Annotated in this window: 8 protein-coding genes, 2 tRNA genes, 3 rRNA genes and 3 pseudogenes; 11 read left to right on the top strand and 5 right to left on the bottom strand. The window is 56.5% G+C overall.

Going from position 1 to position 19,946, the window contains the following annotated elements:
* The 11 genes and pseudogenes from icmH to CH92_RS22470 all read left to right on the top strand — a co-directional run.
* Entirely contained in the window at positions 1–873 is an 873-nt protein-coding gene (icmH, locus tag CH92_RS02975) for a type IVB secretion system protein IcmH/DotU (RefSeq protein ID WP_025240312.1), read from the top strand.
* 15 nt (positions 874–888) lie between these two features.
* Complete coding sequence (gene tssM / locus CH92_RS02970) at positions 889–4,428, top strand: type VI secretion system membrane subunit TssM (protein WP_025240311.1); 3,540 nt, start codon at positions 889–891, stop codon at positions 4,426–4,428.
* Positions 4,428–5,162, top strand: coding sequence for a PP2C family protein-serine/threonine phosphatase (locus CH92_RS02965; RefSeq protein ID WP_025240310.1), 735 nt, complete (start codon positions 4,428–4,430; stop codon positions 5,160–5,162). Before tssM ends, CH92_RS02965 begins: the two co-directional genes overlap by 1 nt.
* The gene (locus CH92_RS02960; protein WP_025240309.1) at positions 5,159–6,142 is read left to right on the top strand and encodes a serine/threonine-protein kinase; all 984 of its coding nucleotides are present in this window, start codon (positions 5,159–5,161) and stop codon (positions 6,140–6,142) included. Before CH92_RS02965 ends, CH92_RS02960 begins: the two co-directional genes overlap by 4 nt.
* A 21-nt stretch (positions 6,143–6,163) precedes the next feature.
* Positions 6,164–8,653, top strand: coding sequence for a type VI secretion system tip protein TssI/VgrG (gene tssI / locus CH92_RS02955; protein WP_025240308.1), 2,490 nt, complete (start codon positions 6,164–6,166; stop codon positions 8,651–8,653).
* 12 nt (positions 8,654–8,665) lie between these two features.
* Complete coding sequence (locus CH92_RS21555; protein ID WP_080689961.1) at positions 8,666–10,423, top strand: peptidoglycan-binding domain-containing protein; 1,758 nt, start codon at positions 8,666–8,668, stop codon at positions 10,421–10,423.
* Between the two features lie 2 nt (positions 10,424–10,425).
* Positions 10,426–10,926 (top strand): hypothetical protein, encoded by a 501-nt coding sequence (locus tag CH92_RS02945; protein WP_025240306.1) that lies wholly within the window; start codon positions 10,426–10,428, stop codon positions 10,924–10,926.
* A 46-nt stretch (positions 10,927–10,972) separates the two neighbouring features.
* Positions 10,973–11,461 (top strand): annotated as a pseudogene (locus CH92_RS22080) (bacteriophage T4 gp5 trimerisation domain-containing protein); the annotation flags it as partial.
* A 134-nt stretch (positions 11,462–11,595) separates the two neighbouring features.
* Positions 11,596–12,147 carry a hypothetical protein gene (locus CH92_RS02935; RefSeq protein WP_025240304.1) on the top strand — a complete coding sequence of 184 codons (552 nt, stop codon included), beginning with the start codon at positions 11,596–11,598 and terminating at the stop codon, positions 12,145–12,147.
* A gap of 87 nt (positions 12,148–12,234) precedes the next feature.
* Positions 12,235–13,788 (top strand): annotated as a pseudogene (locus CH92_RS02930) (di-heme-cytochrome C peroxidase); the annotation flags it as partial.
* Positions 13,787–14,020: pseudogene (locus CH92_RS22470) on the top strand (hypothetical protein); the annotation flags it as partial. The pseudogenes CH92_RS02930 and CH92_RS22470, both read left to right, overlap by 2 nt.
* A gap of 425 nt (positions 14,021–14,445) precedes the next feature.
* Here CH92_RS22470 and rrf read toward each other — a convergent pair.
* The 5 genes from rrf to CH92_RS02905 all read right to left on the bottom strand — a co-directional run bounded on the left by rrf (position 14,446) and on the right by CH92_RS02905 (position 19,671).
* Positions 14,446–14,561 (bottom strand): 5S ribosomal RNA (gene rrf / locus CH92_RS02925).
* 155 nt (positions 14,562–14,716) lie between these two features.
* Positions 14,717–17,607, bottom strand: a 23S ribosomal RNA gene (locus tag CH92_RS02920).
* A 253-nt stretch (positions 17,608–17,860) separates the two neighbouring features.
* Positions 17,861–17,936, bottom strand: a tRNA-Ala gene (locus CH92_RS02915).
* 30 nt (positions 17,937–17,966) lie between these two features.
* A tRNA-Ile gene (locus tag CH92_RS02910) sits at positions 17,967–18,043 on the bottom strand.
* A gap of 91 nt (positions 18,044–18,134) precedes the next feature.
* A 16S ribosomal RNA gene (locus CH92_RS02905) occupies positions 18,135–19,671 on the bottom strand.
* The 16S, 23S and 5S rRNA genes sit together here with 2 tRNA genes alongside, the layout of an rRNA operon.
* Positions 19,672–19,946 lie beyond the last annotated feature (275 nt).

Here is a 19,946-nt window from a genome sequence, read left to right as displayed (position 1 = left end):
ATGATCAGAGAAATGGACTACGCACAGGACGACAAGACGGTCATCCTCAACCGCCACGGTGACGCCCCGGCACAGAGCCCGCTGACCGACTTCAGCGCGCCACCCAAATTCGAGCAGCTCGAGGAGCGGATGATCTATGCCGCGCGCTTGCGCCCGGCCGAAACCTTCAACATCAGCCTCAACCCACTGGTCGCGGCCGCTTCCTCGCTGCTCTCGGAAGTGGTGCGGCTCAAGCACAGCTTTGAAGGCGAAGACCTGCGCGCCCTCAACCAGCGCCTGTCCGGCGAACTCAAACTATTTGAGCACCGCGCCCTGCACGACGGCGCCGAGAGCAGCCAGGTGATGGCCGCCCGTTACGTGCTGTGCACGGCGATCGACGAGGCCGTGGTGACCACGCCCTGGGGCAACGAGAGCGAATGGTCGCAGATGAGCCTGCTGTCCTCATTTCACAACGAGACCTTCGGAGGCGAGAAGTTCTTCCAGCTGCTCGAGCGCCTCTCGCGCAACCCGGTCAAGCACCTGCCGATGCTGGAACTGATGTATCTCTGCCTGTCACTCGGTTTCGAAGGCAAGTACCGGGTCATGCCACGCGGCATGCTCGAGCTCGAAGCGGTGCGCGACAGCCTCTACCGGCAGATTCGCCAACTGCGCGGCGACGTACCGCGGGAGGTCTCGCCGCACTGGCAGGGCCTGCGCGACACGCGTCGTCGTCTGGTGCGCATCGTGCCGTGGTGGATGGTCGCGCTGTTCACGCTAATTTGCCTAGGGATGCTGTACGCAGGCTTCGCCTGGGTACTGGGCGAGCACCGCGATAGCGTGCTGCAGCCGTACCAATCCGTTGATCCGACCGTTCAGGTCGAGCCCAAGCCGTAACAAGGACGTAATGCCATGAAGGTTTTTTTCGGCAAGCTTGCCGCGTTTTTCCGCAAGACCTGGGTATGGAGCCTTTGCGTCTTGCTGGTGTTGGCTCTACTGGTGTGGTTCGTCGGGCCGCTGCTGGCGGTGGACGACTACAAGTTCTGGGAGTCATCCACCAGCCGCCTGCTGACCATTGCCGGCCTGTGCCTGCTCTGGGGTCTTTTCATTGTGTTCGCCAGCTGGCGTAGCACTCGCCGCAAGCAGGCCGAAGCCAGCGACGATGAGGCGCAGGAGCGCCTGCGCCGCGAGGGCCTGGTCAGCGAAGAGCAAGGCATACTGCGCCAGCGCTACCGGGACGCCATGCGTACGCTCAAGAGTTCGAGCCTGTATCGTGGGCGCAGTGAGAAATGGCGAAACGACCTGCCCTGGTATCTATTGCTCGGCCCGCATGGCAGCGGCAAAACCTCACTGCTGGACTTTTCCGGCTTGGACTTCCCGCTCAACCGCGGTGAAAATCAGCGCCTGACCAAGGATGTTGCAGGTACGCGCTACGCTGACTGGTACTTCGCCGACCACGCCGTGCTGATCGATACCGCCGGCCGATACCTGACTCAGCCGGACTCGGGGGTCGACGGCAAAGCCTGGAATACATTGCTTGGCCTGCTGCGCCGCCGCCGTGCACGGCCACTCAATGGCGTACTGATAAATATCCCAGTCGAGCAGCTGCTGCACGCGAGCGAACTGGAGCTCGAGACGCTGGCACGCCAGAGCCGTCAACGTTTACATGAAATTCACCAGCGCCTGGGCGCCGACGTACCGGTTTATCTGGTACTAAGTAAAGCGGACAAGGTGCTTGGCTTCGACGAGTTCTTCGATCAGCTCTCGCGCGAGGAAAGCGATCAGGTGCTGGGCGCCAGCTTCCGCAGGGAGCAGGACGGCACAGACGTCACCGTGGTACGGAGCGAATTCGAGGAACTGCTGCGCCGGCTCAATAGCCAGGTCATCCTGCGCATGCATCAGGAACGCGATACCCAGCGCCGTGGCCGCATCCTCGACTTCCCTCACCAGCTTGGCCAGATCGGCGAGCGCCTTTGCCTGTTCGTCGAGCTGGCGTTCTCCGGCAATCGCTATCAGCGGGCCAGCCAGCTGCGCGGTTTCTACCTGACCAGCGCGCCACAGCTGCAGGGTGACCTCGATCCGCTGACCAGCAGCATCGGCCGCAACCTGGGCCTTTCCAGCAGCGCGCTGCCAACCTTCCGCAGCGGTCGGGCACGCTTCATCAATCACCTGCTAAGCCGCGTGATCTTCCCCGAAGCCGACCTTGCCGGGTTAGACCAGAAGGAAGTGCGCCGCATCGACTGGGGCCAACGTGCCCTGTACGCCGCAAGCTTCGCCTGTCTCGCGCTGTTCGGGACGCTCTGGGCCAACGGTTTCTCGGGCAATCACGAACGACTCGAGCAACTGCGCTACCTCGCTGACCAGCTGGGCCGCCAACATCAGGACATCAGCACCGAAGACGAAGCACTGCGCACGCTCAAAGCACTGGACACAAGCTTCGCCGCCACACAGGTGTTCCCGGACAAAGCCAAGGTGCCCTATCTGCAGCGCGGCGGGCTCTATCAGGGCGAGCAGGTCGATCCAACCCTACATCAGGCCTATCGCGGCGAACTGGAAAGCTTGCTGCTGCCCCGCGTCGCTCGCCAGCTAGAAGCCCAGATCCGTGCCAACCTCAGCGACCGCGAGCGCCTGCTCGGCAGCCTGCGCGCCTATCTCATGCTCAACCTGGAACAACGCCGCGATACTGGCTTCCTCAAAGAATGGCTGGCAGCGGACTGGTCGCTGCGCTATGCGGGTAACGCTGTGGCGCAGAACGGGCTGCTAACGCATTTCGACCGGCTGCTCAATGAACACTTCACGCCCTACCCGCTCAACGAGCGGCTGGTCGCCGAAGCGCGCCAGGTGCTGCGCAGCGAGTCTCTGGCCAACGTGGTCTACCGGATGCTGCGCGACCAGGCCCGCAGCTTGCCCAACTACCGATTCAGCCAACGTCTCGGACCTCAGGGTGCGTTGTTCAACGGCAGCGACTACGCCATCCCCGGCCTCTACACTCAAGATGGCTATCAGAAGTTCTACGTTGCGCAGGGCAGCGACCTGGTGCGCGACATCCTGCGCGATAACTGGGTGCTCGGCGAGGGCGACAGCCTGAGCCTCAAGGACCTGAGCCACCTGATGGTCGAGATGGAACAGCTCTATTTCCGTGACTATGCCAACTATTGGAGCGAAGCGGTTACCCAACTGACGCTGGAGCCGATTGCCGACGCCGCCCAGGGCGCGATCCTCCTCAGTGGGCTGAGCGCTGCCAATTCGCCGCTGCTGCAATTGCTGGTCGAAGTACGCGACAACACCCGCTTTGCCGGTGTAGCCGACGCCGCTGGCGACGCCGCGAAGGGCGCCGAGACGCTAAAAGGTGCCAATGGAAAACTGGGCAAGGCCGCCAAGTTGGCCTCCTCCGCTGCGGAGCAGGCCCAGGCTGCACTGGCCAATAGCCTGCCGGACACAGCGCGCAAGGCTTTGGAGCGTCGCTTCGAATCCTTGCACCGGCTGCTCGACGACAACGCCGGTGCCAGCGCCGAGTTGGTTCCGACGCTGCAAGCTCTCGATGCGCTGCAACTGCAATTGGCCGGCCTGGCCCACGCCAGCGCACCGGATCAAGCGGCCTTCGAGTTGGCCAAGGCGCGCATGGGTGGCCAGCGGGATGCGATCAATCAGCTTCGCGCCAGCGCCGCCCGCCTGCCGCAGCCGATCGGTAACTGGCTCGGACTGCTCGCAGAAGACAGCTGGACGGTGGTTCTGAACGACGCCTACCACTATCTCAACCAGCGCTATCGGAGCGAGTTGTACGCGTTCTACAAAGGCTCGCTTCGCCAACGCTATCCGTTCAGCGCCCATAGCGAAAGTGATGTTGCCATTGCTGACTTCCGCGAGTTCTTCAAGGCGCAGGGTGTTGCCGACGGCTTCTTCGATCATTACCTCAAACCTTTCGTCAGCGGCAGCGCTGATCGATACCAGCTACGTCGTGTCGATGGCCGTGGCTTGCCGCTGTCGCGCGAGTTCTTAGCCCAGATGGGCCATGCGCAAACGATCCGTCGCAGCTTCTTCGCCGAGAACCCGAACGAGCCTCAGATCCGCTTCAAGCTAGAGCCCTACTCGCTGGATTCGAGCCTGGGCCGCGCCGACTTCCGCTTCGGCAATCAGCAAATGGAATACCGCCACGGCCCGATCGTCCAGACCGCCTTCAGCTGGCCTACCGACGCCGAGGACGGTCGCACCAGTCTAGTGGTCGAAGAGCTCGGCGGGCATCGTGTCGGGATCGAGAAGAACACCGGCCCTTGGTCACTGTTCCGCCTGCTGGATCTGATGCAGGTGGACTACCACAGCGGCCGCGACGTGCTCATGCTCAAGGCCAATCTGGGCGGACGTCACGCCAACTACCTGTTGCACAGCCAGCGCTCGCCCAACCCGTTCGACATCGCCTTGCTGCGTGACTTCAAGCTGCCGGCAAGCCTGTGATGAGCACTGCAAGCCTGACCCACGGCTGGTGTAGCGCCGCGCGAACCGACACCGGGAAGGTTCGCGCACGCAATGAAGACGCCTTTCTCGACCTCCCCGAGCAAGGCTTGTGGGTGGTCGCCGATGGTATGGGTGGCCACCACAACGGCGCTCTGGCTAGCCGGTTGATCGTCGAGCAGTTGGCCGAGCTGCCGAAAGGTAACCTGACCGAACGCCTGGCCAACCTGCGTCGCTGCCTGCACGACCTCAACCGCAGACTCAGCCAAGAACTGACGATCACTGCCGACCGCCCCGACCCGGTGATCGGCAGTACGGTGGTTGCGTTGTTGATGGAAGGCAATCGAGCCGCGTGCGTCTGGGCCGGCGACAGCCGCTGCTACCTATGGCGTGGCGGTCGTCTTTACCAGCTCTCACGTGACCATTCGCTGCTGCAGCAACTGATCGACAAACAGAACCTAAGCCCGTGGGAGGCCGCACGTCGCCCCGCGGCCCATGCGCTCACTCGCGCTATCGGTGCAAATGAGCAACTGGTGCTGGATATTCTCGAGTTCGAGGTCTATTCAGGCGATACCCTGCTGCTGTGCAGCGACGGGCTCTACCAAAGCCTGTCGCCGGACGCACTGGGTGCAGCGCTCAACTCGACATCGACGACGCTTGCGCTGCAACGGCTGTTCGACCTGGCCATGGACGGTCCGGCGCGGGACAACCTCAGCGCAGTGGTGGTACGCCGATGAAGGCGTTTCTATTTGCCGAACCGGCTTCGGACCTGACCTACTTCGCCTTCGCCTCCACGACTGCCGCGCCAGGCGCTTCGTCGTCTTCGACCATCCATACCGGCGAGTTGCCGCAGGTATTAGGCGGTCGCTATCGAATTGAACGGCTGCTCGGCGTCGGCGGCATGGGCGCCGTCTACCGCGCCCGGGACCTGTTACGTGAACAGTTCGGCGACCCGGAACCCTACGTCGCGCTCAAAACTCTGAACGATGATTTCGCCGAGTACCCCGACGCCCATGCGCTGCTCTACACCGAGTTCGCCCTAACCGCACGGCTGAACCATCGCCATGTCGTACGGCTGTTCGGCTTCGATGTGGACACGGCCAGCCACCGTGCCTTTATCACCCTCGAATTGCTCAAGGGGCCGACCCTCGACCAGTTGCTCAGCGAGCGCCCTGATGGCCTCGCCTGGGACGAGCTGCGCGGAATCGCCCTGCCGCTGATCGAAGCGTTGGCCTACTCCCATAGTCACGGCGTGATCCACGGCGACATCAAACCAAGCAACGTGATACTGGCAGAGGACGGGTTGCGCTTGTTCGACTACGGCCTCGGCCAGCCACTCGAGGACGTTTTGAAGAAGCTGCCGCGCCTCTCTCGTAATCGTTTCAAGGCATGGACGACCCGCTACGCGGCACCAGAACTGCTGGAAGGCGCCGAGCCTTCCTCAGTCAGCGACATTTACGCCCTTGCGTGTCTGCTATTCGAACTTGCGAGCGGCATGCACCCGTTCCGCCGGCTGAGCGCCAAGCAGGCCAAAGCTATGGCCCTGGAGAAAGAGCTGCGGTGTCCACCGAATCTGATGCATGGCTGGCCAGTGCTGCGCTCGGCGCTGGCATTCGATATCGCTGACCGCACGGCGAGCTTGACTCAACTATTGGAAATTTTCCGCCGCCCCGCACCTCGCCGCCTGCAGCGCTGGTTCGGGCGCACCCATGGATGACATAGGAAACAAGGAAGCGCCATGTTCAACGCGGCCAACGACACCCACTTCAGCCTCACCATCGAAGGCGTGGAGCACGACCTGCAGGTACTTGCGTTTACCGGTTGCGAAGCCATCAGCCAGGCCTATCGCTTCGACCTTGAGTTGATCAGCGAACGCCCTGATTGGGACTTGCAGAGCCTGTTGCACAGGCCAGCATTCCTGACGTTCTCTCCAGCAGGCAATGGCATTCACGGATTGATTCATCGCGTCGCTCAGGGCGAATCCGGTAAGCGCCTAACCCGTTACCGATTGACCATCGTCCCGCAGCTAGCCTATCTGGCGCACCGTACCGATCAGCGCATCTTCCAACATCTAAGCGTGCCGCAAATCATCGTCCAGGTGCTTGAGGGGCACGGCATTCAGGCCAATGCCTATCGGTTTCAGTTGGGCCCGCTGGTCTATCCGGAACGCAACTACTGCGTGCAGTACAGCGAGACCGATCTGCATTTCGTTCAGCGCCTGTGCGAAGAAGAGGGTATCCACTATCACTTCGAGCACAGTGAGCGCGGCCACGTGCTGGTGTTTGGGGACGACCAGACGAGCTTTCCCAAACTCGGCCAACCCACCGCGTACCTACAGGACAGCGGGCTGATCGCCGACGAGCCGGTAATCAAGCGCTTTGCCGTGCGCCTGGAGACCCGCACCAATCGCGTCAGCCGGCGTGACTACGACTTCGAGCAGCCGCGTCTGGTGATGGAGGCCGGCCACAAGGGCTCCGAACAGCAGAGCGCATCAGGATCTGAGCTAGAAGATTACGATTACCCAGGGCGCTTCACGGATCGCACCCGCGGCAAGCATCTATCTCAGCGTGCCTTAGAACGCCACCGTTTCGATTATCGGCGGGCTGAAGGCCGAAGCGACCAGTCCACGCTGGCCAGCGGTCATCTGCTGGAAATTTCCGACCATCCTCGACGGGAATGGAACGACCTCTGGCTGCTGACTGAGGTATTTCACGAGGGTAAACAGCCGCAGGTGTTGGAGGAGTCGATTGCCAATAGTTCAAATCAGCACGGGCACACCCACACGACTCAACCGGAAGAAGGACTGAGCTCTACGGAAAATCGTTTCACTCAAGGCTACCGCAACCGTTTTTTCGCAACCCCATGGGACGTTCCGTTCCGGCCCGCTTTGAGCCACCCCAAGCCCCGCGTACTCGGTGCCCAGACCGCAGTCGTCACCGGCCCCGCCGGCGAGGAGATCCACTGCGATGAGTACGGTCGAATCAAGGTGCAGTTTTTTTGGGACCGCGACGGCCAAGCGGATGACAAGACCAGTTGCTGGCTACGCGTATCCAACAGCTGGGCCGGAGATGGCTACGGCGGTATCGCCATTCCACGCGTCGGCATGGAAGTATTGGTCACCTTTCTGGAAGCTGACCCGGACCGACCCTTGGTGACCGGCTGTCTCTATCATGCCGAGCATCAGGTCCCTTACGACCTGCCGGCGAACAAAACCCGGAGCGTCTTCAAAACCCTGAGCTCACCGGGCGGTAGCGGCTATAACGAGCTGCGCATTGAGGACCGCAAAGGCGCCGAGCAGATTTACATCCACGCCCAGCGCGACTGGGACGAAAACGTCCAGCACGACCAGAAAATCCGTGTCGGCCACGAACGCCACGATACCGTCGAGGCCAACAGCTTCACCGAGCTGCACGCCGAAGAACACCTGATCGTCAGAACTGACCGCAAGGTGGAAATCAAACCCGACGACCACCTCACCATCGGCCAGACCCAACACATCAAGCTCGGCACCGCCCAACTGGCCAAAGCCGGCCGTGAGATACACCTCAAGTCCGGCCAGAAAATGGTCATCGAAGCCGGCATCGAACTCACCCTCCACGCCGGCGGCAGCTTCATCAAGCTCGACCCCAGCGGCATTACCATTTCCGGCCCGCTGGTCAAGATCAACGCCGGCGGTGCACTAGGTAAGGGCTCAGGAACCAAGATCAAACCGCCAGTGCTGCCTGGCGCGGCGGAAAAGGACGAGGCGGGAGACGTGCTCAAGCAGGCAGCCGGCAACTTGGCTGCCTCCGAACCTACCAGCGAGCTAGGCAACCGATTGCGAGTACAGCTCAAGCGGCCATTTGAGAAGGAAGGCATAGCTGGTCAGCCATACGTATTGAACGTGGACGGGATTGAACACAGAGGAACCACTGCCGAGGGCGGATATGTTGATCAACCGCTTCCGGATGGAGCCAAAAAAGCCACTATGACGTTCTATCCGTTCGGGCCTGAGCATCAGACATGGACATGGGAACTCGACATAAATAAGCAAGCCCCTGCTAATGACGTTCTTGGCAGGCAGTCTCGATTGAAGAATTTGGGTTTCTACAGTGGTGTATTAGACGGAATTGATGGTCCAAAGACTCAGTATGCAATACGTTGTTTTCAACGAGCTTGTCAATTAGCTGACAAGGATCACTTAACCGCATCTGAGCAGAACCTTTTAATTAAGCAACACAATGTGTAGGAAAGCAGCAGTATGAAATATGGAAATTTCGATCTTCGTCGAGGGGACCACGATGGGAAATCTCAGCAGAATACGCCTCCACGTTGGGGGGGTATAGACAATCCCGCTATACAGCAGGAGACTGCAGAAACAGGGTGGGCCGGCACCTCCGGCAGTACCGTATCACTCACGATTCCAGAGCACGTAAGGCAACTGCAAGAAGACTTGCAAACACTCGGTTTCGCTATTGTTGGCACCCCCGATGGGAGCTTTGGTAAATCGAGTGAGTGGGCAGTCAGGGAATTTCAGATCTACGCCAGAATGGCTCATGTGGCACGAGTTAAAGAAACAAAAATTGGTCAATTGTTATTGACCTCAACTGGCGCCTCGAAAATAGTAAATAACAGCGAGATCTACTATGATAGCTCTGCTCACGTTGTTGTTCAGGCCGGGCAGGCGCCTAATACTCCTGGGCCAAATGATGAGCTGAAATCATATTATGTGGATTCTCTAGAGCAAGTAGCCAATGACTATTTCTATACTGGCCCAGTAAGTGGAGTGGTTGATTCAGTTACTAGGGCGACTATTGAGTGCTGGCTAGAGAATCATTACAGATGTCCAGTTGTGATTGAGGCTTGGTCGGTCAACCAGTCAGGCGCGCGGACTGCTTTGTCCGACGGTGGTTCAAATTTATGGAAGCATGATAGTTTTACAAGTAGTGCTCCGCGAATTTTTGCTCGGGATTTTACCCAATATTATACCTACCCTGCCACGAGGCCCACATTCCAGTATCACGCTATAGGTTACTATGATACTCAAGGTGGCCCCAATGCGACCCAAAAACATAGTTGGGCTCCAGAAGCGGAAATGACGGTCGAGAATATGCTCGGCGCTCCAGCAGATCCGCAGCAGGTGAATACGGCGCCACTCTCGACATATCGCGTAGTAAGAGTCGTTGCCGAGGCTGAATGCTATGGAAGGTTTGATGTAATCAATGCCTGGGACAATTCCTTAGTTTCTGCTGGCCCATGCCATTGGACAATGGGGGCTTCTAACGGAAACGAATACGATAAGGCGGAGTTTCCAGCATTCATCGCATACTTGGCCGATCGTAGCGAGGCTGGTTTTAGCCAGGCATTCAAGCATTTTGGTCTTTACCCTGAGTATGAATGGGGTCACGAGGATATTCATTCGTCCAGCACGAGGACATATAACTCCTGGCTCAAGTTGACTAACGAAACTCATGTATCCTCGCAACCAACTCACGCCGAAACTGAATTCAATCCCGTTTTGAAGGCAAAGACAGAGGCCGCCTATTTAAAGGGTTGGCACTGGATTTACAGAATTAGCATGGCTGGTAGGACTATTCCCGAATATCGACAGGCGATGTGGGAAATGGCCAAACAGAGAATTCGGGATATTCGCAGCAGAAGTGTTAGCTTTCAAGTTGATATAGATACGATAAATAGCACTTTGGGAGAGATTTTTACTTCTGAGAAGGCTGTAGCTATACTTCTTCGCTGGCATGTGTTTAGGCCGTCCCATGTCGTGAACCCGGCCTATGATCGGGTTACTGCAGCAATTCAAGATGCGATAAATAGCAATCCCTCGATTGATTGGCAATTGCAAATTTCGAACTGGGCGGATGCTCATGAGTCTGCGTTGACGGAGCGTCTGCTTACTGCAGCGTCAGCTGTGAACAATACCGTGTCGACAAGTATTCTGTTTGGTGCTGGCCAGCCGCAAGGATCGGTACGTACCGGCAGAGGCACATTCTTAATGGATACCTGATAATGAAACTACCGATAGTCCTATTGATGCTCGCTAGCTTCAATTCGGTGGCTGGGGAAGCTGAAGTTTGCAAGGGAAACAAAGGGGTCAGAAGTTTCCTTTCCGAGTGGAGGGAGGGTGGCAGCGTTACTGATGTTTTGACTACCATCCAGGGTTCTGAGATGTTACGGGAGCGAGGACGTGTTGCCTATCAAGCGGACCTTAATGGTGATGGTAATCAGGACTACATATTTGAGTCATTTGATAGTCAGGGGTCTGCCAAAGATAGAACTTTTGGGATTTTCATTCAATGCTGGGGCTTTCTTCAATTTATTGGGGGGGATTATTTCGCGGGCGTGGAGGAAATCGGCTCGAAAAACAATGGTTACAATGATGTGATATTTCTCTCTTATCAGCGAGATGAGTGGGATGAGGTCATATATGCAGAAGGTCAGACACTTACCAGATCACACGTTTGGAGTTTTAATCCGGGCTCTGGTAGGTATGAAAGTGGTATGGACTAGCCGCTGTCAGGCAATTCGAATGCTGTGAATAAGTCATTAGCTGGGCGGTGATCGCTACGGCGCCATCACCATCCCGCGCATCGGTATTGAAGTACTGGTCGCCTTCCTCGAAGACGACCCCGACCAGCCATTGGTGAGCGGTTGCCTCTACCACGCGGAACACCAAGTGCCCTATGACCTGCCTGCGGACCTGACCCGCAGCGTCTTCAAGACGCTGAGCACCCGCGGCGGTGGTGGCTATAACGAACTGCGCATCGAAGACCGCAAAGGCGCCGAACAGATCTACATCCACGCCCAGCGCGACTGGGACGAGAATATCGAGCACGACCAGAAGGTCCGCGTCGGCCATGAACGCCACGACACCGTCGAGGCCAACAGCTTCACCGAGTTCAAGGCCGAAGAACACCAGACCGTCGTAGGCCACCGCAAAGTGCAAGTCAAACCCGACGACCACCTCACCATCGGCCAGACCCAACACATCAAGCTCGGTACCGCCCAACTGACTAAGGCCGGCCGGGAGATCCACCCCAGAGCGCCGCCAGACTGGGGTGTCAATCATACCGAATATGAGATTTCGATTTTGTATGATTATGGAAACGCAAGAAGAATGGCAATAGTTAACGGCAAAAGCGTTGCGCCAGGCAGATACCAGCACCTTAAGGATCAGTTGTGAAAACGATGAAAGCGAAAACTCTGTTAGCATTATTGATTTATTTTACGGCAGCCCAATCTATAGCCTGGGCTGGAGCTCAATCGATCCACCTCAAGGCGCACGGTGGTAAAGTATTCTTTGCAGACCCCGAACAAGGTAATTGGCGCAGCGTATATTATTCGAAAGGTAACAGCCACCATGAACTATTCCCAAAACAGCGCGCCTATTTTGATGAAAGCCTTCCTTCTGATTTCTCCAAGAGCAGCAGATATCTGAAAATTCACAAGATTATTCGCGTGAGCATTGAGGGAGACGCTATGGGGAACGACTGTGAGCGCGCTTATTGCGCATTCGTTGAAATGGCAAGCGGGTGCATCGTACGGCAGGAAACAGGATCGTTCTGTGGCGGACAGTGGGCGGACACTGATGATCAGTGGCTGTGGGCTGGCGAAGAGATAGTCGTTGATCAGCGCGATCCAAACAATATGTCAAACAGTTCTATCGTGGAAGAACTGGTAGAAATCAATGGAGATGTGAATCTGCCCCTTTGCCGCCCGACAAACCCATGAAGTGAGGTCAACGAACACGCATATTCCTATCATCCTCAGACCCTACCATCAACCCGCATTCGCCATTACCGCTACAAGAATTTGCCGATGCGATTGCTGCAACGCGCCCTGCTGGTTTTTTTGTTTTTGGCTGCGCTGGTAGCCGGGGCTGGGTTGTATTTAGTGGCCTATCCCAACCTGCCGGCCTATGAGGCGCCTTAAGGTGCTTCGCTACCTCGACCAATGGAGCGAGGCAGACTGGCAAACCTATTACTACACGCCACAAGGCACCCAGATTAAAGGCCTGGAATACGACTGGTTCGGAGCGCTGGAACTACCGCTCAGTAGAGCCAAATTCGCGGCGCCCAACTACCTGGCCCGCTTCGGATTTCTGATCGATCCCGCACAGAAGGCCACTGCACGGAACCCTGGCAATCTCCCGGTCGGATTTGCCCGGCATGAGGATGACGAGACCGGAAAAGCCTACCTGGACGTCAGCTGTGCGGCGTGACACACCGGCGAGCTGCGCTATAACGGTCAGGCCATACGCATCGATGGCGGCGCAGCGATGCACTCGCTGGCATCGACCGTACCGACCTTGTGCGGCGGCTCCTTTGGCCAGGCGCTCGGCATGAGCATGGCCTTTACCTACTACAACCCGCTGAAGTTCCGCCGTTTCGCCCGTGAGGTGCTCGCCGAGAACTACGAGCGTGACCGTGGCCAGCTGCGCCTGGACTTCAAGCAGATGCTTGATCGACTGCTCAGCATGGCCTACAACGACTGGCACCGTGGGCTCTACTCGACCTGCCTTCGGACGCATCGCCAACACGACCTTCGGTGACGCCATTGACCCGGTCAACTACCGCGTCGCCAACGCCCCGGTTAGCTATCCACAGCTCTGGGATATCTGGAACTTCGACTGGGTTCAGTGGAACGGTTCGGCCATGCAGCCGATGTCGCGCAACATTGGAGAGACACTGAGGGTTGGTGCGCGGCTGCAATTGCTGCAATAAGATGGCCGGCCGGTTCCCGAGGCCGAGCGTTATGCGTCCGGCGTGCGTGTGCGAGACCTGCATGGAGTTGAAACCACCATGATGCAGCTGAGCCCGCCACGCTGGCCGTAAGTAGGGTTGGGCCAGGTCAATCTCCAGCAGGCGAGCCAGGGATGCGCGCTGTACCGGAAAAACTGCGCGCACTGTCACGACGCCAAGCCCAAACCGGTCGACAAGCGCTTCGCTCAAAGCCGTGATCCATACTGGCGCATGCCAGTCTTTGCGAGGTCTTTCGTCAGTACCGATCCGACCACGGCCGACAATATTGCCGACCATCGCTCCGATCTCACCCGCCTGGGCTGGAGGCTGGAAGAGCTGAATCGGCTGGACGTCCGTCTGTTCGGCAAATCAGCTGGTGCTTTAGGCCTGAGGAAGGTTCTGGCGCAAAGGGACTGGCCTATATCACCGATGTCGGCGACCGGGCATACCGCGACGCGGGCATCACGCCGGAGGAGCGGGCCGAGTTCGACGGCTTCGGACTGCCGATCGGGGTGCAGGAGGTCCGCGGTTATAAGGTGCGCCCGCTAGACGGCATCCGCCGCCTCCTTTCCTGCATAACGGCTCGGTGCCAACCCTGTTCCAGCTGTTGTCGCCCGTCGCCGAGCGGCAAAGACCAGCAAGCTCTCATCGAAACCAGCCTGCAACTCGGCTTCGTGCCGATTCTAGCCTCGGTGAAGCCGCAGGCGCACATGTGGCTATCGACCTGGAAGGCGGTAGCGGGTCGGCCGGCCGGACTATTCGATGAGGCGGATTGGAGGTTCATTAAGCGCCGTGAGCAGGCCGAGGCATCGATCGTCGCAGCTGACCCAAAAGCTTTGAAAGAGGTCGAACCGGTTAGCTAAACATAGTGGTCGAGAGCTGACCCAGTCTGCTGCCGATGGCGCTGACTCGTTCCAGCCGAAACGGCTTTCTCTATCGCCGCTAGCCCAAGCTATCTCATACGTAACTGTGCGGTTTAACCGTAGCCATGAGTCTCCTCCCAACGGCGTGACGATCCGCATTGATTGTCGCTCCGCCACGCATCGATGGTCTTCGAGGGCGTCTATCTTTCTTCTAGCCTGCCAGTTCCTCGGCATTGGTCATTTGGAGAGCCAGATAGGTCGATGCATGAGCGTTTTGCTGTATCGCAGCCAGCCTGACCGAATCCAAAGCCGGAACTCTTCTCGCTAGGCTAATACTACCGGAGCCCCAGAGCCCAGCGAGATTTTTCGGCTGCCCAAAGACAAACCCCCGGCCATCTTACGATGATCGGGGGTTTGGTGTAGAAGCTTGACGATGACCTACTCTCACATGGGGAGACCCCACACTACCATCGGCGATGCGTCGTTTCACTTCTGAGTTCGGGATGGGATCAGGTGGTTCCAACGCTCTATGGTCGTCAAGCAATTCGGTTGGGGAGTCGGTGTTGAGTCGCTTCCCCTAATTGGGTATGTGATGGTGCTTCGATGTGGCTTTCGCTTTGCGAGCGATGCGTCTTTTCGGTTTGTTTGTCGACTTCAACCGTCTGACACGCAAACATCAAATTGTTTGGGTGTTATATGGTCAAGCCTCACGGGCAATTAGTATGGGTTAGCTCAACGCCTCACAGCGCTTACACACCCCACCTATCAACGTCGTAGTCTTCGACGGCCCTTCAGGGAGCTCAAGGCTCCAGTGAGATCTCATCTTGAGGCAAGTTTCCCGCTTAGATGCTTTCAGCGGTTATCTCTTCCGAACATAGCTACCCGGCAATGCCACTGGCGTGACAACCGGAACACCAGAGGTTCGTCCACTCCGGTCCTCTCGTACTAGGAGCAGCCCCTCTCAAATCTCAAACGTCCACGGCAGATAGGGACCGAACTGTCTCACGACGTTCTAAACCCAGCTCGCGTACCACTTTAAATGGCGAACAGCCATACCCTTGGGACCGGCTTCAGCCCCAGGATGTGATGAGCCGACATCGAGGTGCCAAACACCGCCGTCGATATGAACTCTTGGGCGGTATCAGCCTGTTATCCCCGGAGTACCTTTTATCCGTTGAGCGATGGCCCTTCCATACAGAACCACCGGATCACTAAGACCTACTTTCGTACCTGCTCGACGTGTCTGTCTCGCAGTCAAGCGCGCTTTTGCCTTTATACTCTACGACCGATTTCCGACCGGTCTGAGCGCACCTTCGTACTCCTCCGTTACTCTTTAGGAGGAGACCGCCCCAGTCAAACTACCCACCATACACTGTCCTCGATCCGGATAACGGACCAGAGTTAGAACCTCAAAGTTGCCAGGGTGGTATTTCAAGGTTGGCTCCACGCGAACTGGCGTCCACGCTTCAAAGCCTCCCACCTATCCTACACAAGCAAATTCAAAGTCCAGTGCAAAGCTATAGTAAAGGTTCACGGGGTCTTTCCGTCTAGCCGCGGATACACTGCATCTTCACAGCGATTTCAATTTCACTGAGTCTCGGGTGGAGACAGCGCCGCCATCGTTACGCCATTCGTGCAGGTCGGAACTTACCCGACAAGGAATTTCGCTACCTTAGGACCGTTATAGTTACGGCCGCCGTTTACCGGGGCTTCGATCAAGAGCTTCGCTTGCGCTAACCCCATCAATTAACCTTCCGGCACCGGGCAGGCGTCACACCCTATACGTCCACTTTCGTGTTTGCAGAGTGCTGTGTTTTTAATAAACAGTCGCAGCGGCCTGGTATCTTCGACCGGCATGAGCTTACGGGGTAAACCCTTCACCCTCACCGGCGCACCTTCTCCCGAAGTTACGGTGCCATTTTGCCTAGTTCCTTCACCCGAGTTCTCTCAAGCGCCTTGGTATTCTCTACCCAACCACCTGTGTCGGTTTGGGGTACGGTTCCTAGTTACCTGAAGCTTAGAGGCTTTTCCTGGAAGCATGGCATCAACCACTTCTCCTTCTAAAAGAAGGATCGTCATCAGTTCTCGGCATTAAGATCCCGGATTTACCTAAGATCTCTGCCTACCACCTTAAACTTGGACAACCAACGCCAAGCTGGCCTAGCCTTCTCCGTCCCCCCATCGCAGTAACTAGAAGTACGGGAATATTAACCCGTTTCCCATCGACTACGCTCTTCAGCCTCGCCTTAGGGACCGACTCACCCTGCGTCGATTAACGTTGCGCAGGAACCCTTGGTCTTTCGGCGTGCGAGTTTTTCACTCGCATTGTCGTTACTCATGTCAGCATTCGCACTTCTGATACCTCCAGCAAGCTTCTCAACTCACCTTCACAGGCTTACAGAACGCTCCTCTACCGCTCAACTTACGTTGAACCCGTAGCTTCGGTACCTGGTTTGAGCCCCGTTACATCTTCCGCGCAGGCCGACTCGACTAGTGAGCTATTACGCTTTCTTTAAAGGGTGGCTGCTTCTAAGCCAACCTCCTAGCTGTCTGAGCCTTCCCACATCGTTTCCCACTTAACCAGGATTTTGGGACCTTAGCTGACGGTCTGGGTTGTTTCCCTTTTCACGACGGACGTTAGCACCCGCCGTGTGTCTCCCGTGCTGACACTTGCTGGTATTCGGAGTTTGCATCGGTTTGGTAAGTCGGGATGACCCCCTAGCCGAAACAGTGCTCTACCCCCAGCAGTGATACACGAGGCGCTACCTAAATAGCTTTCGAGGAGAACCAGCTATCTCCGAGCTTGATTAGCCTTTCACTCCGATCCACAGGTCATCCGCTAACTTTTCAACGGTAGTCGGTTCGGTCCTCCAGTTAGTGTTACCCAACCTTCAACCTGCCCATGGATAGATCGCCCGGTTTCGGGTCTATTCCCAGCGACTAGACGCCCTATTAAGACTCGCTTTCGCTACGCCTCCCCTATTCGGTTAAGCTCGCCACTGAAAATAAGTCGCTGACCCATTATACAAAAGGTACGCAGTCACCTAACAAAGTAGGCTCCCACTGCTTGTACGCATACGGTTTCAGGATCTATTTCACTCCCCTCTCCGGGGTTCTTTTCGCCTTTCCCTCACGGTACTAGTTCACTATCGGTCAGTCAGTAGTATTTAGCCTTGGAGGATGGTCCCCCCATATTCAGACAAAGTTTCTCGTGCTCCGTCCTACTCGATTTCACTTCTAAGACCTTTTCGCGTACAGGGCTATCACCCACTATGGCCGCACTTTCCAGAGCGTTCCGCTAAAATCAAAGAAGCTTAAGGGCTAGTCCCCGTTCGCTCGCCACTACTAAGGGAATCTCGGTTGATTTCTTTTCCTCAGGGTACTTAGATGTTTCAGTTCCCCTGGTTCGCCTCACACACCTATGTATTCAGTGTGTGATAACCATCTTATGATGGCTGGGTTCCCCCATTCAGACATCTCCGGATCACAGTCTGTTTGCCGACTCCCCGAAGCTTTTCGCAGGCTACCACGTCTTTCATCGCCTCTGACTGCCAAGGCATCCACCGTATGCGCTTCTTCACTTGACCATATAACCCCAAGCAATCTGGTTACTGTCTAATAACGTGAAGACGACATTCGCCGAAAATCCGCATTTCACTCTTTCGAGCAACTCGCAAATTTTACCTTGACTTGAATAACTACCAGTGAAAGTAATTACCCAAATCTACTTCTATCACATACCCAAATTTTTAAAGAACAGTTACTGGCGCAAAGACCAGAAATCAATACGCTCCATCCGGAACGGATTCATTTCTGTGCTTTCAGCGATTATCGAGTTAATGGTGGAGCCAAGCGGGATCGAACCGCTGACCTCCTGCGTGCAAAGCAGGCGCTCTCCCAGCTGAGCTATGGCCCCATCTACAGATCGGCCACATCCCATGACAATTGGTGGGTCTGGGCAGATTCGAACTGCCGACCTCACCCTTATCAGGGGTGCGCTCTAACCAACTGAGCTACAGACCCAATCGTCTCTCTCGGGTCGAAACCCAATCGCTTTTCGCTAGTGAATCAAGCAATTCGTGTGGGAACTTATGAAGAAGCTGAAGTCTTCGATTAAGGAGGTGATCCAGCCGCAGGTTCCCCTACGGCTACCTTGTTACGACTTCACCCCAGTCATGAATCACTCCGTGGTAACCGTCCTCCCGAAGGTTAGACTAGCTACTTCTGGAGCAACCCACTCCCATGGTGTGACGGGCGGTGTGTACAAGGCCCGGGAACGTATTCACCGTGACATTCTGATTCACGATTACTAGCGATTCCGACTTCACGCAGTCGAGTTGCAGACTGCGATCCGGACTACGATCGGTTTTATGGGATTAGCTCCACCTCGCGGCTTGGCAACCCTTTGTACCGACCATTGTAGCACGTGTGTAGCCCAGGCCGTAAGGGCCATGATGACTTGACGTCATCCCCACCTTCCTCCGGTTTGTCACCGGCAGTCTCCTTAGAGTGCCCACCATAACGTGCTGGTAACTAAGGACAAGGGTTGCGCTCGTTACGGGACTTAACCCAACATCTCACGACACGAGCTGACGACAGCCATGCAGCACCTGTGTCAGAGTTCCCGAAGGCACCCATCCATCTCTGGAAAGTTCTCTGCATGTCAAGGCCTGGTAAGGTTCTTCGCGTTGCTTCGAATTAAACCACATGCTCCACCGCTTGTGCGGGCCCCCGTCAATTCATTTGAGTTTTAACCTTGCGGCCGTACTCCCCAGGCGGTCGACTTAATGCGTTAGCTGCGCCACTAAGATCTCAAGGATCCCAACGGCTAGTCGACATCGTTTACGGCGTGGACTACCAGGGTATCTAATCCTGTTTGCTCCCCACGCTTTCGCACCTCAGTGTCAGTATTAGCCCAGGTGGTCGCCTTCGCCACTGGTGTTCCTTCCTATATCTACGCATTTCACCGCTACACAGGAAATTCCACCACCCTCTGCCATACTCTAGCTTGCCAGTTTTGGATGCAGTTCCCAGGTTGAGCCCGGGGCTTTCACATCCAACTTAACAAACCACCTACGCGCGCTTTACGCCCAGTAATTCCGATTAACGCTTGCACCCTTCGTATTACCGCGGCTGCTGGCACGAAGTTAGCCGGTGCTTATTCTGTCGGTAACGTCAAAACACTAACGTATTAGGTTAATGCCCTTCCTCCCAACTTAAAGTGCTTTACAATCCGAAGACCTTCTTCACACACGCGGCATGGCTGGATCAGGCTTTCGCCCATTGTCCAATATTCCCCACTGCTGCCTCCCGTAGGAGTCTGGACCGTGTCTCAGTTCCAGTGTGACTGATCATCCTCTCAGACCAGTTACGGATCGTCGCCTTGGTGAGCCATTACCTCACCAACTAGCTAATCCGACCTAGGCTCATCTGATAGCGCAAGGCCCGAAGGTCCCCTGCTTTCTCCCGTAGGACGTATGCGGTATTAGCGTTCCTTTCGAAACGTTGTCCCCCACTACCAGGCAGATTCCTAGGCATTACTCACCCGTCCGCCGCTGAATCAGGGAGCAAGCTCCCTTCATCCGCTCGACTTGCATGTGTTAGGCCTGCCGCCAGCGTTCAATCTGAGCCATGATCAAACTCTTCAGTTCAATACTGCTTGGGTTTTGAGAAAACCCTAAACTTGGCTCAGCAATCGCAATCTCTTCTCCTAAAAGAAGAGCACTCAATGATTTCTCGTTGAGTATTTGTGATGCTGATAATCTTGCTGACCACCAGTCTTACCTCACAAGCACCCACACGAATTGCTTGATTCAGTTGTTAAAGAGCGTTTCGATCAAGCCTTTCGTCTCAACCGAGGCCGCGCATTCTACAGCAGCCTTGTGTCTCGTCAAGCTGTTTTTGAAGAAGTTTTTCTTTCTTCTCA

The organism is Stutzerimonas stutzeri, assembly GCF_000590475.1.
GTDB classification, from domain to species: Bacteria; Pseudomonadota; Gammaproteobacteria; order Pseudomonadales; family Pseudomonadaceae; genus Stutzerimonas; species Stutzerimonas stutzeri_D.
This window is presented reverse-complemented; position numbering and strand designations above follow the sequence as displayed.

What these genes read in the sequence shown, in the direction of transcription:
- CH92_RS02960 (WP_025240309.1), top strand. Translation starts at nt 5,159, where the DNA reads ATGAAGGCGTTTCTATTTGCCGAACCGGCTTCGGACCTGACCTACTTC.
- tssI (WP_025240308.1), top strand. Translation starts at nt 6,164, where the DNA reads ATGTTCAACGCGGCCAACGACACCCACTTCAGCCTCACCATCGAAGGC.
- CH92_RS21555 (WP_080689961.1), top strand. Translation starts at nt 8,666, where the DNA reads ATGAAATATGGAAATTTCGATCTTCGTCGAGGGGACCACGATGGGAAA.
- CH92_RS02945 (WP_025240306.1), top strand. Translation starts at nt 10,426, where the DNA reads ATGAAACTACCGATAGTCCTATTGATGCTCGCTAGCTTCAATTCGGTG.
- CH92_RS02965 (WP_025240310.1), top strand. Translation starts at nt 4,428, where the DNA reads ATGAGCACTGCAAGCCTGACCCACGGCTGGTGTAGCGCCGCGCGAACC.
- tssM (WP_025240311.1), top strand. Translation starts at nt 889, where the DNA reads ATGAAGGTTTTTTTCGGCAAGCTTGCCGCGTTTTTCCGCAAGACCTGG.
- icmH (WP_025240312.1), top strand. Translation starts at nt 1, where the DNA reads ATGATCAGAGAAATGGACTACGCACAGGACGACAAGACGGTCATCCTC.